Origin of the sequence: Streptomyces beihaiensis (assembly GCF_026274175.1) — a bacterium.
GTDB classification, from domain to species: domain Bacteria; phylum Actinomycetota; class Actinomycetes; order Streptomycetales; family Streptomycetaceae; genus Streptomyces; species Streptomyces beihaiensis.
Window position 1 is genome coordinate 13410 of record NZ_JAPHNL010000168.1, and the last position, 15213, is coordinate 28622.

At 73.2% G+C, this 15213-nt stretch carries 16 protein-coding genes; 12 read left to right on the top strand and 4 right to left on the bottom strand.

Translation table 11 applies throughout. The features are described 5' to 3' along the window. The first annotated feature begins 287 nt into the window (after positions 1-287). Complete coding sequence (locus OFY01_RS15765; RefSeq protein ID WP_266600349.1) at positions 288-578, top strand: plasmid mobilization protein; 291 nt, start codon at positions 288-290, stop codon at positions 576-578. A gap of 21 nt (positions 579-599) precedes the next feature. On the opposite strand, the gene OFY01_RS15770 is transcribed toward OFY01_RS15765, so the two are convergent. Continuing rightward, positions 600-1244 carry an MBL fold metallo-hydrolase gene (locus OFY01_RS15770; RefSeq protein WP_266600350.1) on the bottom strand — a complete coding sequence of 215 codons (645 nt, stop codon included), beginning with the start codon at positions 1242-1244 and terminating at the stop codon, positions 600-602. Then, positions 1241-2329, bottom strand: a complete 1089-nt coding sequence (locus OFY01_RS15775; protein WP_266600351.1) for an S-(hydroxymethyl)mycothiol dehydrogenase — start codon at positions 2327-2329, stop codon at positions 1241-1243. Before OFY01_RS15775 ends, OFY01_RS15770 begins: the two co-directional genes overlap by 4 nt. Positions 2330-2538: 209 nt before the next feature. Here OFY01_RS15775 and OFY01_RS15780 point away from each other — a divergent pair, with 209 nt between their 5' ends. Both OFY01_RS15780 and OFY01_RS15785 read left to right on the top strand, forming a co-directional pair. Further along, on the top strand, positions 2539-3267 hold the full coding sequence (locus tag OFY01_RS15780; RefSeq protein WP_407700354.1) for an ABC transporter permease: 729 nt from the start codon (positions 2539-2541) through the stop codon (positions 3265-3267). Between the two features lie 9 nt (positions 3268-3276). Further along, entirely contained in the window at positions 3277-3771 is a 495-nt protein-coding gene (locus OFY01_RS15785; protein ID WP_266600353.1) for a glutathione peroxidase, read from the top strand. A gap of 15 nt (positions 3772-3786) precedes the next feature. On the opposite strand, the gene OFY01_RS15790 is transcribed toward OFY01_RS15785, so the two are convergent. After that, positions 3787-4236, bottom strand: a complete 450-nt coding sequence (locus OFY01_RS15790; protein ID WP_266600355.1) for an SsgA family sporulation/cell division regulator — start codon at positions 4234-4236, stop codon at positions 3787-3789. 202 nt (positions 4237-4438) lie between these two features. Here OFY01_RS15790 and OFY01_RS15795 point away from each other — a divergent pair, with 202 nt between their 5' ends. The 9 genes from OFY01_RS15795 to OFY01_RS15835 all read left to right on the top strand — a co-directional run bounded on the left by OFY01_RS15795 (position 4439) and on the right by OFY01_RS15835 (position 13860). Continuing rightward, entirely contained in the window at positions 4439-5995 is a 1557-nt protein-coding gene (locus tag OFY01_RS15795) for a sigma factor (RefSeq protein ID WP_266600357.1), read from the top strand. Between the two features lie 59 nt (positions 5996-6054). Beyond that, positions 6055-7617: an ATP-dependent DNA ligase gene (locus tag OFY01_RS15800; RefSeq protein WP_266600359.1), complete on the top strand. Its 1563-nt coding sequence runs from the start codon at positions 6055-6057 to the stop codon at positions 7615-7617. A gap of 133 nt (positions 7618-7750) precedes the next feature. Beyond that, on the top strand, positions 7751-8494 hold the full coding sequence (locus OFY01_RS15805; protein ID WP_407700351.1) for an ABC transporter ATP-binding protein: 744 nt from the start codon (positions 7751-7753) through the stop codon (positions 8492-8494). Beyond that, complete coding sequence (locus OFY01_RS15810; RefSeq protein WP_266600361.1) at positions 8491-9288, top strand: ABC transporter permease; 798 nt, start codon at positions 8491-8493, stop codon at positions 9286-9288. The genes OFY01_RS15805 and OFY01_RS15810 overlap by 4 nt, the downstream gene beginning before the upstream one ends. Beyond that, positions 9281-10576 (top strand): sensor histidine kinase, encoded by a 1296-nt coding sequence (locus OFY01_RS15815; protein ID WP_266600363.1) that lies wholly within the window; start codon positions 9281-9283, stop codon positions 10574-10576. Before OFY01_RS15810 ends, OFY01_RS15815 begins: the two co-directional genes overlap by 8 nt. A gap of 33 nt (positions 10577-10609) precedes the next feature. Then, a complete protein-coding gene (locus OFY01_RS15820) occupies positions 10610-11266 on the top strand; it encodes a response regulator transcription factor (protein ID WP_266600365.1) in 657 nt (218 codons plus the stop codon). Between the two features lie 3 nt (positions 11267-11269). Further along, positions 11270-11746 (top strand): NUDIX domain-containing protein, encoded by a 477-nt coding sequence (locus tag OFY01_RS15825; RefSeq protein WP_266600367.1) that lies wholly within the window; start codon positions 11270-11272, stop codon positions 11744-11746. A 113-nt stretch (positions 11747-11859) separates the two neighbouring features. Next, positions 11860-13254 (top strand): NADP-dependent succinic semialdehyde dehydrogenase, encoded by a 1395-nt coding sequence (locus OFY01_RS15830; protein ID WP_266600369.1) that lies wholly within the window; start codon positions 11860-11862, stop codon positions 13252-13254. Positions 13255-13509: 255 nt separating this feature from the next. Then, positions 13510-13860, top strand: coding sequence for an SH3 domain-containing protein (locus tag OFY01_RS15835; protein ID WP_266600370.1), 351 nt, complete (start codon positions 13510-13512; stop codon positions 13858-13860). Between the two features lie 62 nt (positions 13861-13922). Here OFY01_RS15835 and xylA read toward each other — a convergent pair whose 3' ends face one another. Then, positions 13923-15089, bottom strand: coding sequence for a xylose isomerase (xylA, locus tag OFY01_RS15840; RefSeq protein WP_266600371.1), 1167 nt, complete (start codon positions 15087-15089; stop codon positions 13923-13925). Positions 15090-15213: the final 124 nt, after the last annotated feature.

Here is a 15213-nt window from a genome sequence, read left to right on the forward strand (position 1 = left end):
CGTCGGTGGTGATGCCGCAGGTCCACGCGGCGGCGAGCACGGACCGTGCGCGGGCCGCCGTGGTGGGCACGGCGGTAGCGAACTGACGGACACTCATCCCCAATCTCCACGAGGTGGCCCTGCCCAACCGCTCCGGGATTCGTGCCGCCGGTTCACAGGGCCCGTGCGGATGCCCCACTGGGCGACCTTGTGCGCCGTGCGCCACCGCCATGCCTCAACACCACGCGAACGGGGGGTGAATATGCCATCCGCCCCCGTGATGCGCCCCGGGGCGGCATCATGCGGCCATGGACGGCACGGCGCTTGTGCGCGAACTCTTCACGCCCGACGAGTACGACGCGGTCCGCAGCCACGCGGACCAATTGGGCCTGTCCGTGACCGAGTACGTACGCCGCTCGGCCGCCGAACGCGCCCTTGAGCGGCTGCATCTGACCGAGGCCATCGAGGCGCAGGCGCTTCGCCTCGGGAAGCCTCCGATACCGCGCGTCGAGCGTGCGCGGGGCGCCGACGGACCCTCGTCGGCGCCCGCGCTCGACCGGTTCCTCGACGCCCTCGCCCATCCCGGGGAGACCGGCTGACGCCCGCGGCCGACTCTCGGCTCAGTGGCCGCGGGCGATCCACTCCCCCAGGTGCGGCGACTCCTGGCCGACGGTCGTGGTGTCGCCGTGTCCGGTGCGTACGACGGTCTCGGGCGGCAGCGTGAGCAGTTTCGTGCGGATCGACTCGACGATGACCGAAAAGTCGCTGAACGTGCGGCCGGTGGCGCCGGGGCCGCCCTTGAACAGGGTGTCGCCGGTGAACACCGTGCCGAGTGCGGGCGCGTACAGGCTCACCGCGCCGTGGCAGTGCCCCGGCGTGTGCAGCACGGTCAGTTCCACGCCCGCCACGGTCAGGCGCTGCCCGTCGGCCAGTTCGCCGTCGGGGGCGCGGTCCGGGTGCGTACGCTTCCACAGCTCGGTGTCGGCCGGGTGCAGCAGGATCGGGGCGCCGGTGCGGGCGGCCAGCTCGGGCGCCGCGTCGATGTGGTCGTCGTGCGCGTGGGTGCACACGATGGCCGCCAGGCGTCGCCGGCCGACCGCCTCGGCGATCGCCTCCGCGTCGTGGGCGGCGTCGACCACGACGACCTCGTCGTCGTTCCCGACGAGCCACACGTTGTTGTCGACGTCCCAGGTGCCGCCGTCGAGCGAGAACGTGCCCGACGTCACCAGGCGCTCGATCCGGGCCGCAGCGGGGGCGCCCGTCATCGGAACACCACCACCGAGCGCAGGACGTCGCCGTGGTGCATCCGCTCGAACGCCTTCTCCACATCCTCCAGGGCGATCGTCTCGGTCACGAACGCGTCGAGGTCCAGGCGGCCTTGCAGATACAGGTCGATGAGCATCGGGAAGTCGCGCGAGGGCAGGCAGTCCCCGTACCAGGACGACTTGAGCGCGCCGCCGCGCCCGAACACGTCGAGCAGCGGCAGATCGATGCGCATCTGTGGGGTCGGCACGCCGACGAGGACCACGGTTCCGGCCAGGTCCCGCGCGTAGAATGCCTGTTCGTACGTCTCCGGACGGCCGACCGCCTCGATGACGACATCGGCGCCGAACCCGCCGGTCAGCTCCCGTACCGCCTCGACCGGGTCGGCGGTACGCGAGTTGACGGTGTGTGTGGCACCGAGCTCACGCGCCGTGGTGAGCTTCTTGTCGTCGATGTCGACCGCGATGATCTTCGCGGCTCCGGCGAGCCGGGAGCCGACCACGGCTGCGTCGCCCACGCCGCCGCAGCCGATGACGGCGACCGAGTCGCCGCGCCCCACGCCTCCGGTGTTGATGGCGGCGCCGATGCCCGCCATCACGCCGCAGCCGAGCAGCCCGGCCGCCGCGGGCGAGGCCGCCGGGTCGACCTTGGTGCACTGTCCGGCCGCCACCAGCGTCTTCTCGGCGAACGCCCCGATGCCGAGCGCGGGCGACAGTTCGGTCCCGTCGGCCAGCGTCATCTTCTGCTTCGCGTTGTGCGTGTCGAAGCAGTACTGAGGGCGGCCCCGGCGGCAGGCGCGGCACTGGCCGCACACCGCACGCCAGTTGAGGATCACGTAGTCGCCGGGTGTCACCTCGGTGACGCCCTCGCCCACCGACTCGACGACTCCGGCGGCCTCGTGGCCCAGCAGGAACGGGAAATCGTCGTTGATCCCGCCCTCCCGGTAGTGCAGATCCGTGTGGCACACCCCGCACGCCCGGATGTCGACCACCGCCTCACCAGGTCCCGGATCGGGCACGGTGATCGTCTCGATCTCGACCGGCGCGCCCTTGGTCCGCGCGATCACGCCCCGCACCTGCTGTGCCATGACGGTCAGCCCTCTTTCTCGTCGCGTCGACTCTCACGCTTGGTTGTCGCCCGCCCATCGTCGCGCACGGACGCCGGGCACCGCACCACCGGCGCAAAGGCGCGGCGCTCTACGCTGCACGCGTGCGTGAGCGAATCGTGGTGGCGGCCACCCTGCTGCCCGTGGGGCGCGGCCTCGCGGCCGCCCTGGTCGTCCTGTTGCTGCTGGCCATGACGGCCGCCGCGGTGTTCCGGCTCGCACCGGACGGGTCCCGGCGCCGGGCGCGGGACATCGCGGTCGCGGGGGTGCGAGCCGCGCTCCAGCTCGCCGGGGTGTCGGTGGTGATCGGCTGGGTGGTGCACCACGGGGCGGCGCTCGTCGGCTTCCTGCTGCTGATGTTCGCGGTGGCGGCGCGGACAGCCGGCCGCCGCGTCACGCGCGACCGCAGCTGGGTGTGGGCGGCGGTGCCGATCGGTGCCCCGGTGGCGCCGGTCGTCGGCTCGCTGGTCGCCTGTGGTCTGCTGCCGCCGCGGGGCATCGCCGTCGTCCCGGTCACCGGCATCCTCATCGGCGGCGCGCTCACGGCGACCGTGCTCGCGGGACGCCGCGCCCTCGACGAACTCACGGCCCGCCGGGGCGAGGTGGAGGCGTGCCTGGCGCTCGGACTGCTGCCCCGCGACGCCCGCCTGGAGATCGCGCGGCCCGCGGCGTCGGACGCCCTGCTGCCCGGCCTCGACCAGACGCGCACGGTGGGGCTCGTGACGCTGCCGGGCGCGTTCGTCGGCATGCTGCTCGGCGGCGCGTCGCCGGTCATGGCCGGGGCCGTGCAACTCTTCGTCCTGGTCGCGCTGATGGCGGTGCAGGCGTGCGCCGTGGCGGTCACGGTGGAGCTGATCGGACGCGGGCGGCTGCGCCGTCAGGGCCAGGACACGTCCGAGTGGGCGGGGGCCGGGACCTAACATCGCCCCATGTCTGTTTTCGAGAACATCCGGATCGGCTCTCTCCAGGGCGGCGAGACCGACCTCGCACAGTACGACGGCCGCGCCGTCCTCGTCGTCAACGTCGCCTCCAAGTGCGGCCTGACTCCGCAGTACACGGCGCTGGAACAGCTACAGGAGCAGTACGCGGCCCGGGGCCTGACCGTCCTCGGGGTGCCGTGCAACCAGTTCATGGGCCAGGAGCCGGGCAGCGCCGACGAGATCGCCGCGTTCTGCTCGGCCACGTACGGGGTGACCTTTCCGATGACGGAGAAGGTCGAGGTCAACGGCCCCGGCCGGCACGCGCTCTACGCGAACCTCGTCGACGCGCCGGACGCGGAGGGCCACACCGGCGACATCCGCTGGAACTTCGAGAAGTTCCTGGTCGGCCGCTCCGGCGAGGTCGTCGCGCGGTTCGCCCCGCAGACGACGCCGGACGCGCCGGAGGTCGTCGCGGCGATCGAGAAGGAGCTCGGCGCGGCCTGAGCCGATCGGCGGCCCTCACTCGCCCTCGCCGCCCTCGTCGGCGCGGAAGAGGGCGGTGAGGGCCCGTTCGATCACGGCCCCGACGTCCTCCGCGCCGACCGGGACGACCGCGTACGAGCGCTCCAGGAAGCGGCGCAGCGCCGACGTGTCGAACTGGACCACGGCCATTCCCTCGGGCGCGTGCAGCTCGATGACGGTACGGGCCCGGCCGCACGGCCAGACGTGCACGTCGCCGCCGCCGGCGGGCGTGCCCAGCCCCTCCGCCAGGAGCGACCGCCCGAACGTCCAGGTGACCTCGCGACCGGCGAGCGTGACCTCGGGCGGGAAGACGAGGTGGACGGCGAGCGGGTCTGCGGCCGTGTAGCGCAGCGCGACCGTGACGGCGCGCTCGGGGCCCCGTCCGTCGGCGGTGACGAGGCGGGCGCGGACGGTCTGTTCGACGGTGCCGGGCAAAGTGGCGGGCATGGCGGGCTCCCTCGGTGTGGTGCGGGTTTCGCTGTGCCCTTTCGACGCGGGAGCGGCCGGATTCATTACGGCGTTTCCCGAACAGCTTCTGTGACCTGCACCACACTCACCTCCATAATCCGACATTTGTCAATTACGGTTCCAAACCGTGCCTGATCCGCAGTCGGGCCTGCCTGTTGACGTCGGACGAAAGAGTCCCCTCATGACCGACGGCTCCGCCGCCGCGCCGATACCCGCTGTCGTCACGGAAGCCGGAACAGGGCCGGCCGCGTACGCACGTGTCTACGAGGCGGAGCAGTCTCGCCTCGTCGCGTACGCGCGCTCGCTCACCGGCAGCCCCTGGCTCGCCGACGACCTCGTCGCCGAGGCGCACTTCCGGGTGTGGCGGCGGCTCGCGGCCGGGCACGAGATCGAGAACCTGCCGGCCTATCTCACGACGACGGTGCGCCACCTCGCGGCGACGGCGGGCCGCGGCGCCGCGCGCGAGACTCCGGTCGACCCGCAGGAGCGCGAGGGCGTGACGATCCCGGCGCAGACGGCCACGGGGCCGGACCCCGGGGCGCACGCCGAGGGCGTGGATCTGCTCACCCGTGTCCTGGCGCGGCTGCCCCGGCGCTGGGTGAAGGCACTGTGGCTCGCGGAGGCGGAGGGCCGGCCGCTGGAGGAGGTGGGCCGGGGCATCGGCGCGGGCAGCGGCGCGACAGCGGTACTGCTGCACCGGGCACGCGAGGGCCTGCGCGAGGCGTTCCTGGCCGCCCACCCCGGCACACCGGAGGACCCGGCCTGCCAGGCGTACTGGGAGCGGATGCCCGCGCATGTGCGCGGCGCCGCCTCGACGCGCCGGTCCGAGGCCCTCCTCGCCCACACCGACGGCTGCGACGACTGCCGGACCCGGCTCGCCGTGCTGATCCGAGTCAACGACCGGCTGCCCGCCCTGGTCGGTCCCGCGTTGCTGGTCTTCGCCCTGGGTGGCGCCGGCAGGTTCCTGCTGCCGCCGGCCACGGGTTCGGGCACGGCCGCCGGTGCGGCGCCGACCACCGCGCACGGCGGCGGGCACGGTTCCGGACTGCTTCACGGTGTGCGGCACGCGTTCGCCGGTGGGGCGAAGGCGCCCGCCGCCGTGGTGGGTGCCCTCGGCGTGACCGTCGCCGGTGCGGCCGTCGCGGGTGGACTGCTGCTCACCTCCGGCGGGGGCCAGGCGCCGCGGGAGCGCGCGGCGGCCGTGACCAGCGATGCCCCGAAGCGAACGGACGACGCCGGCCGCGCGCCTGACCGGTCCACAGCGCCTGCGGTCCACACACCGGCGCCCCGGCCGACGCAGCCGTCACGGTCGGCACAGTCGACGCCGCCGCGGCAACCGGCACCATCGGAACAATCGGCACAGCCCGCACCACCGAAGCCGCCGCGGTCGCCGTCCGGGGCCGCGGTGCCGCCCGCCCCACCGGCCGCGCCCCGCTCCCCCGCCCCCTCGGGCTCCCCGGACACCGCTCCGGAGGCACCCCCTGCCCCGGCCCCCACCAAGACGCGACAGCCCGCCACCCCGGCACCGTCCACACCACCCGCCACCCCGACCACACCCACACCCACACCCACACCCACACCCACAGCGACTACACCCGATCCGATGCCCTCGACCCCGGCCCCGACCCCAGACCCGGACCTCCCTCCCACCGAGCCGACGCCCACCGCTCCGCCGGGGACCTCCGACCCCGCCTGCCACCCATGGGTCGGCCCTCTCTGGGTCTGCCGGGCCGGATAGCGGCGCACGGGGACCGCGGCCCCCGTGCGCTGGCCGACGGCACGTAGCACCATGGCTGCATGCTGCTGTCCCGGCTCGCGCAGGTGTCCCAGGACGTCGCCGCCGCCTCGGCGCGGTCGCGCAAGGTCGAACTGCTCGCCGAGCTCTTTCGGGACACCGAGCCGCAGGACGTGGCGGTCGTGATCCCGTACCTCGCCGGGCGGCTTCCCCAGGGGCGGCTCGGTGTCGGGTGGCGGGTGCTCGGCGAGCCCGTCGCCCCGGCCGCCGAGCCACACCTCACCGTGCAGGACGCCGACGCCGCGATGACCGCACTCGGCGATGTCGCGGGCCCCGGCTCCCAGGCCGAACGCAAACGGCTCGTCGGCGAGCTGATGGGCGCCGCGACCGCCGAAGAGCAGAAGTTCCTGTTCGGGCTCGTGACGGGCGAGGTACGGCAGGGCGCGCTCGACGCGGTCGCGCTCGAAGGTCTGGCACGGGCGACCGGTGCGCCCGCCGCCGACGTACGGCGTGCGGTGATGCTCGCGGGCGGGCTGCAGCCCGTCGCGCGGGCCCTCCTGGCGCGGGGGCCCGAGGCCGTCGCCGACTTCCGGCTCACCGTCGAGCACCCGGTGCAGCCGATGCTGGCGCACACGGCACGGTCGGTCGGTGAGGCACTGGACAAGGTGGGGCCGTGCGCCGTCGAGGAGAAGCTCGACGGCATCCGGGTCCAGGTGCACCGCGACGGACCCCAGGTCCGCGTCTACACCCGCACCCTCGACGACATCACCGACCGGCTGCCCGACGTGACCGCCGCCGTCACCGCTCTCGCGGGCGAGCGGTTCATTCTGGACGGCGAGATCATCGCCCTCGACGACAGCGGCAGACCGCGGCCTTTCCAGGAGGTGGCGGGCCGGGTCGGCTCACGCGTGGACGTGGCGGGCGCCGCCGCCCGGCTGCCGGTGTCGCCCGTGTTCTTCGACGCCCTGTACGTGGACGGGCACGACCTGCTCGACCTTCCCCTCCAGGAGCGTCACGCCCATCTGGCACGGCTGGTGCCGGGGCCCATGCGGGTGGGCCGGATCCTGGTCAAGGACACGTCGCGCCCGCCCGAGCGCGACGCCGCGGACGCCTTCTTCGCCGACGCGCTCGACCGCGGTCACGAGGGCGTGGTCGTCAAGGCCCTCGCGTCCCCGTACAGCGCGGGCCGCCGGGGCGCGGCCTGGTTGAAGGTGAAGCCCGTGCACACGCTCGACCTGGTGGTCCTCGCCGCGGAGTGGGGGCACGGGCGCCGCACCGGCAAGCTCTCCAACCTGCACCTGGGGGCGCGTACCGCCGACGGCTCGTACGCGATGCTCGGCAAGACCTTCAAGGGGCTCACGGACGCGCTGTTGACCTGGCAGACCGAGCGGCTGCTCGGGCTCGCGGTCGCTGACGACGGGCATGTGGTGCGGGTGCGGCCCGAGCTGGTCGTCGAGATCGCCTACGACGGCCTGCAGCGCTCGACGCGGTATCCGGCGGGCGTGACGCTGCGCTTCGCGCGGGTCGTGCGGTACCGGCAGGACAAGCGCGCCGACGAGGCGGACACGGTGGAGTCCGTCCTCGCGGCGCACCCCGGCGTCGCGGACGGCGGTCCCCGGCCGTGACGTGCCCTGGGGGTTTTCCCCCGGGCGGCTCGCAGGACATCCTCGTTCCGGCTCGCCTCCCCCGTTCCTAGCGTGGAGCACGTCAATCCGACGCACCGTGATTTCCCCTCACGGACAGGACCAGGGAGTCGTGATGATCGAGGTCAGGGGTCTGACCAAACGGTACGGCGGGACGGTCGCCGTCGAGGACCTCGGTTTCGGGGTGCGCCCCGGAAGCGTGACGGGGTTCCTCGGGCCGAACGGCTCCGGCAAGTCCACCACCATGCGCATGATCATGGGGCTCGACCGGCCGGACGCGGGGCACGTCACCATCGGCGGCCGTCCCTACCGCGGGTTGAGCTGGCCGCTGCGCGAGGTCGGCGCCCTCCTTGAAGCCCGCACCTTCCACCCCGGCCGCAGCGCGCGCAGCCACCTCGCGGCGCTCGCAGCGGGCGGCGGCATCGAGGCGGAGCGGGTCGACGCGGTCCTGGAGACCGTCGGCCTGACCTCGGTGGCGGGCAAGCGGGCCGGGTCGTTCTCGCTGGGCATGGCACAGCGGCTCGGCATCGCGGCCGCGCTGCTCGGCGACCCACCGGTGCTGCTGTTCGACGAGCCGGTCAACGGGCTCGATCCCGAAGGGGTGCGCTGGATCCGGGAGCTGATGCGGTCGCTGGCCGCCGAGGGCCGCACGGTCCTGCTGTCGAGCCATCTGATCAGCGAGATGGCACTGACCGCCGACCATCTCGTCGTGATCGGTTCGGGCCGCCTGCTGGCCGACACGTCGGTCGCCGAACTCACCGCGTCCGGGCGGTCGTTGGAAGAGGCGTTCTTCGCACTGACCGAGGCGAGCGCCACGTACACCGGCGCCACGCGCGCCGGCGAGGGGACCCGGCGATGAGCACGATGACGTACCGGCCCGCGCACGGCGGGCACTACGGTCTGCGGCAGGCCGCCCGCATGGAGTGGATCAAGCTGCGCAGCCTGCGCTCCACGGCGTACGCGCTGCTCCTGACGGTCGTCGGCATGGTCACCATGGGTGTCGTGACGATGGCCAACACCAAGCCGCCGCACGGCGCCGCGAAGGTCGCCTCCTTCGATCCGACCAACAACGTGCTGGCCGGGGTGGCGCTGGGCCAGCTGATCGTCGGGGTGCTGGGCGTCCTGGTCGTCACCGGGGAGTACTCGACCGGCACGATCCGCTCGACACTCGCGGCGATCCCCGACCGGCGGATGGCGCTCGCGGCGAAGGCGGCGGTGTTCGGCGCTCTCGCGCTGGTGCTCGGCGAAGCGGTCACTTTCGTGACGTTCCTGGCGGGCCGCAGGGCACTCGCCGCCGATGTGCCGCATCCCTCGCTCGGCGACCCGGACGTGCTGCGCGCGATCCTGCTGTCGGGCGCGTACCTTGCCCTGGTGGGTCTCATGGGCATCGGTGTCGGGGCGATCACCCGGCACACGGCGAGCGCGATCGGCGCTCTGGTCGGCATCACGTTCGTGCTGCCCGCGCTGCTGTCGGGGACGACCGGCACTGTGGTCGCGAAATTCTTCCCGACGATGATCGCGGGCAACTCCCTCGCGGTGACCGTGCCGGTCGACGGCATGCTCTCGCCGTGGGCCGGGTTCGTGGTCCTGTGCGGTTACTCGGCGGCGCTGCTCGCGGTCGGCGGACGACTCCTGGTGCGGCGCGATGCGTGAACCGCGCGACGCGGGCGCCGTGCGGGCGGTGCTGACGGCGCCCCTGACGCGGCGGGCGTGGGCGCGGGCGGCGTACTGCCTGCTGTCCTACGTCCCCGCGCTCGCGGGTTTCCTGCTCGTGGTGGCCGCCCTCGCGGTCGGCGCCGCGTTCACGCTGACGCTGGTCGGCGCGGTGCTCGGCATGCTCTTCCTGGTGGCGGGCCTCGCGCTGGCCCGCGGCCTGGGGGCACTGCAACGGCTGCTGGCCGCCTGGCTGCTCGGTGAGCGGGTCGCGGCGCCGCCGGTCGTGTCCTCGCGCGGTGGGCTGTTCGCCGCCGTGGAGGCGCGGTTGCGGGACGGTGCGGCGTGGCGCTCGGTGGCGTACGTGCTGGTGCGGCTGCCGCCGGCGACGCTCGGCCTGTACGCGGTGGCCTGGTGGGTGGTCGGTGCGGTGAACGTCCTCGCGCCGGTGCGGTGGGTGGCGGGACAGCACGACCTGAGGCTGATGACGCCGCTGCCGTTCGGCGGCGAGCCCGCGCTCGGCTCGCTCGGCGGTGCGTTCGCGGCGACCGCCGCGGGGTGCGCGATTCTGCTCGTCGCGCCGTGGCTGACGCGGGGCGTCGTCGCGGTGGACGGGCGGCTCGTGCGGGCGCTCCTCGGCCCGGGTGAACTCACCGAACGGGTACGGGATCTGGAGGAGACGCGGGCGCTGGCCGTCGATGACGCCGCGCAGCGGCTGCGCCGCCTGGAGCGCGATCTGCACGACGGGGCGCAGGTGCGGCTCGCCGCACTCGCGATGAGCCTCGACATGGTGCGCGAGCAGCTCGACGAGCGGGACCGGCCCGAGCTGCGCCGGCTGGTCGAGATGGCGCGCGACAACGCCGCCGAGACCCTCACCGAACTGCGTGACCTCTCGCGCGGGCTGCATCCGCCGGCGCTCGACGGCGGACTGGCCGACGCCCTGACGACGCTCGGCGCGCGGGCCGCGCTGCCCGTCGACGTGACGGTGGACGTGCCGAACCGGCCGACTCCGGCGATCGAGAGCCTCGCCTACTACTGTGTGGCCGAGCTGCTCGCCAACGTCATCAAGCACAGCGGGGCGAGCCGCTGCGGCGTCGAACTGTCCACCGGCGACGGCACGTTGCGGCTGCGCGTGACCGACGACGGGCGGGGCGGTGCCCGGATCGCCGACGGCGGCGGCCTGGCGGGGCTCGTGCAGCGGGCGCGCACGGTCGACGGTGAACTGACGGTGCACAGCCCCCAAGGGGGTCCGACGACGGTGAGGGTGAGGTTGCCGCTCCATGCCTGAGCGTGCCGGTCAGTCGTGTGCGAGGCTGCACCCATGCGCGTAGTGATCGCCGAGGACGCCGCCGTGCTGCGGGAGTTGCTCGCCCAGATGCTGACGATGCGTGGCCACGAGGTCGCGGCCTCGGTGGCGGACGCCGACGCGCTGCGCGCGGCCGTCGCCGAGCACCGTCCCGACGTCTGCGTGGTGGACATCCGGATGCCCCCGACCCACACCGACGACGGGCTGCGCGCGGCGATCGACATCCGCCACGAGCTTCCGGGGACAGGTGTGCTGCTCTTCTCCCAGTACGTCGAGACGAAGTACGCGACCCGGCTGCTCGCGCAGGGCTCGGCGGGCGTGGGCTATCTGCTCAAGGAACGGGTCGCCAATGTCGCCGAGTTCACCGACGCGCTGGAACGGGTGGCGGCGGGCGGCACCGCCCTCGACCCCGAGGTGGTCACCCAGCTCGCCGGTGCGGGCCGCCGCACCGAGCAGCTGTCCGCGCTGACCGATCGTGAGCGGGACGTGCTGACGCTGATGGCCGAGGGCCGCTCCAACGGGGCGATCGCCCAGCGGCTGCACGTGTCGGCGGGCACCGTCGAGAAGCACGTGGCGGCGATCTTCGCAAAGCTGGGCCTGCCCGTGTCGGAGGACGACAACCGGCGCGTGCTCGCCGTCATCCGCATGCTGCAGCGTGACCCGTGGGAGTGAGCCGTGACCGGTCCGAAGCGACGTACACCGCACAGCGCGGGCCTGCTGCTCTTTCGCCGCGCGTCCACCGGGACGCAGGTGCTGCTCGGCCATATGGGCGGCCCGTTCTGGGCGCGGCGGGACGCGGGCGCGTGGACGGTGCCCAAGGGCGAGTACGAGGCGGACGAGCGGCCCTGGGACGCGGCGTGCCGGGAGTTCTGTGAGGAGCTGGGGCTCGGTGTGCCGGACGGGACGCCGCTGCCGCTGGGCGAGGCGGTGCAGGCGGGCGGCAAGCACGTCACCGTGTGGGCGCTCGAGGCCGACCTCGATCCGGCGGATGTCGTGCCGGGCACGTTCACGATGGAGTGGCCGCGCGGCTCGGGTCGTACGCGGGAGTTTCCCGAGCTGGACCGGGTGGCGTGGTTCGGGCTCGACGCGGCACGCGAGCGGGTCGTGAAGGCGCAGAGGGTCTTCGTCGACCGGCTCGCCGAGCAGATCTGAGGCCGGCGGGCGCCGCACGTGCGGCGCGGCCCGCGTTGCGCGCTCGGGCGTGGCGCGGGAGGGTCGTAGAGGTGTCCGCAGCGCCCCGGACGGAACCCGAGGAGGTCGCTCTCATGCCCATCGCCACGGTCAACCCCACGACCGGCGAAACCCTCACGACGTTCGACGCCCTCTCTCCGGAGGATCTCGACCGCAGCATCGCCCTGGCCGCCGACGCGTTCGACACCTACCGCACCTCGGCGTTCCCCGAGCGGGCCCGGCTGCTGCGGCAGGCCGCCGATCTGCTCGACGCCGACGCCCCGGACATCGCCCGGCTGATGACGACCGAGATGGGCAAGCCGATCGCGGCGGCGCGCGCCGAGGCCGCCAAGTGCGCGCGCACCATGCGCTGGTACGCGGAGCACGCCGAGCGACTCCTGTCGGACGAGCATCCGGCCGACGCGGACGTGAAGGACTCCGGCGCGGTCCGCGCGCTGGTCCGCTACCGGCCGCTCGGCGTGGTGCTGGCCGTGATGCCGTGGAACTTCCCGCTGTGGCAGGTCGTACGGTTCGCGGCGCCCGCTTTGATGGCGGGGAACGTGGGGCTGCTCAAGCACGCGTCGAACGTGCCGCAGACGGCCCTGTACCTGGAGGACCTGTTCCGCAGGGCGGGCTTTGCCGAGGGCTGCTTCCAGACGCTGCTGATCGGGTCGGGGGCGGTCGAGGGCGTGCTGCGCGATCCGCGGGTCGCCGCGGCGACGCTGACCGGCAGCGAACCGGCGGGCCGGGCGGTGGCGTCGGTGGCGGGCGACGAGGTCAAGAAGACGGTCCTGGAGCTGGGCGGCAGCGACCCGTACGTGGTGCTGCCGTCGGCGGACGTGGAGCGGGCGGCGCGCACGGCCGTCACCGCGCGGGTGCAGAACAACGGGCAGTCGTGCATCGCGGCGAAACGGTTCATCGTCCACACGGCCGTGTTCGACGCGTTCACCGACGCGTTCGTCGCCGGGATGCGGGCGCTGCGGGTGGGCGACCCGCTCGACGAGGACACGGACGTCGGCCCGCTCTCCACCGAGCAGGGCCGCTCCGACCTGGAGGCGCTGGTCGACGACGCCGTGGAGTGCGGTGCCACGGTGCTGTGCGGCGGGCAACGGCCCGACGGGCTCGGCGAGCGTGGCTGGTTCTACGCGCCGACGGTGCTGGCCGAGATCACGCCCGAGATGCGCGTCCACCGGGAGGAGACGTTCGGCCCGGTGGCCACGCTGTACCGGGTCGCGGATCTCGACGAGGCGATCTCCGTCGCCAACGACACGCCTTTCGGGCTGAGTTCGAACCTGTGGACCCGCGAGGACGACGAGATCGAGCGTTTCGTGCGGGACAGCGGCGCGGGCGGTGTGTTCGTCAACGGCATGACGGCCTCGCACCCGGCCCTGCCGTTCGGCGGCGCGAAGCGCTCCGGGTACGGGCGCGAGCTGTCGGACCACGGCATCAAGGAGTTCTGCAACGTGACGACGGTGTGGATCGGCGCCTGAGCGGGACCGGGCGTCCGAGGGCCCCGCGCCCGAGGCCCCGCGCCTCAGGTCCCCGCAGCGCGTGGCCGAAACTCGCGCGGCGCCACCGGCGCAGCCGCTGACCTGCGAAGACGCGCCGCGAACACCGGTCCACGCACTCCTCCCGTTCAGCGATTGAGCGCGCCCGCCGGCATCCGTCAGCGTGGATCACGTCCCGCCGCGCAGTCGGGGACCAAGGCCGTACGGCATCGGCTCACACGGGAAAACACACCACACATGGCCGCAGCGAAGACCAAGCGAGCCCTCGCCCTCTGCGGGGCGAGCGCCGCCCTCTTGTCCGCATCCGTCCTGGGCGCCGCTCCGGCGCTCGCTGACACCATGGTCGTCGCCTGGGCGCACGGCAATGTCCACGCTGACGGCCCGGCCGTCAGTGAACGCGTCGTCAGCTACGTCAACCCCGGATACAGCTACACCGCACAGTGCTGGCTGGAAGGAGATCTCGTCACCGACCTCGGCATCACCAACCGCAACTGGGTCCGTCTGAAGCTCAACAGCGGTGGCATCGGCTACGTCAGCGCCATCTACCTGAAGGGGAACGACAAGGGCAACGTGCCCAACCACTGCTGAGTCTTCGCCTGTCCGTCCCTCACTCGGCGGCGCCTCCCTCCGGGAGGCGCCGTCCAGGTGGTTCAGCCGCGCGCGGCGAGCAGGTGGTCCATCGCGAGCTGGTCGAGCCGCTCGAACGCCATGGAACGCTCGGCCGCCGCGGCGACGTCGAACTCCTCGAACGCCGTCTTGTCGGCGAGGAGTTCGGCGAGCCCGTCGTCGGCGGTCGGGCGGGAGAGCTGGTCCAGGCGCGAGTCGCGCAGCGCCTGCTGGACCTCGGGGTCGGCGCGGAAGGCCGCGGCACGCTCCTTGAGGATCAGGTAGTTGCGCATGCATCCGGCGGCCGACGCCCACACACCGTCGAAGCCCTCGGTGCGCGGCGGCTTGAAGTCGAAGTGGCGCGGGCCCGCGTAGCCCGCCGACTCCAGAAGGTCGACCAGCCAGAACGCGGCCCGCAGGTCGCCCGCGCCGAACCTGAGGTCCTGGTCGTACTTGATGCCGGACTGGCCGTTGAGGTCGATGTGGAAGAGCTTGCCCGCCCACAGTGCCTGGGCGATGCCGTGCGGGAAGTTCAGGCCCGCCATCTGCTCGTGGCCGACCTCCGGGTTGACGCCGTACAGCTCGGGGCGCTCCAGGCGTTCGATGAAGGCGAGCGCGTGGCCGACGGTGGGCAGCAGGATGTCGCCGCGCGGCTCGTTCGGCTTGGGCTCGATGGCGAACCTCAGGTCGTACCCCTGCTCGGTGACGTACGCGCCGAGCAGGTCGAATGCCTCCTTCATCCGGTCGAGAGCGGCCCGCACGTCCTTGGCGGCTCCCGACTCGGCGCCCTCGCGGCCGCCCCAGGCGACGTACGTCTTCGCGCCGAGCTCGACGGCGAGGTCGATGTTGCGGATCGTCTTGCGCAGCGCGTAGCGCCGCACGTCGCGGTCGTTGGCGGTGAAGGCGCCGTCCTTGAACACCGGGTGCGTGAACAGGTTCGTGGTGGCCATGGGCACCGTCATGCCGGTGGCGTCGAGGGCCTGCCGGAACCGCTTGACACAGGACTCGCGCTCGGCCTCGGAGGCCCCGAACGGGATCAGGTCGTCGTCGTGGAAGGTCACGCCGTGCGCGCCGAGCTCGGCCAGGCGCCGCACGGACTCGACGGGGTCGAGCGCGGGCCGGGTGGCGTCGCCGAACGGGTCGCGGCCCTGCCAGCCGACCGTCCACAGGCCGAAGGTGAACTTGTCGTCGGGTGTGGGCTGGTACGTCATCTCGCGGCTCCCTCGCCGTTCGCGGTCGGTTCGGCACCCGCCGGGCGCCGAACCATTTCGTCATGCCGATTTACAAATTAGTATGCGGGCACGCCGCTGGGAAGAGCCATCCGCGTACGTACTC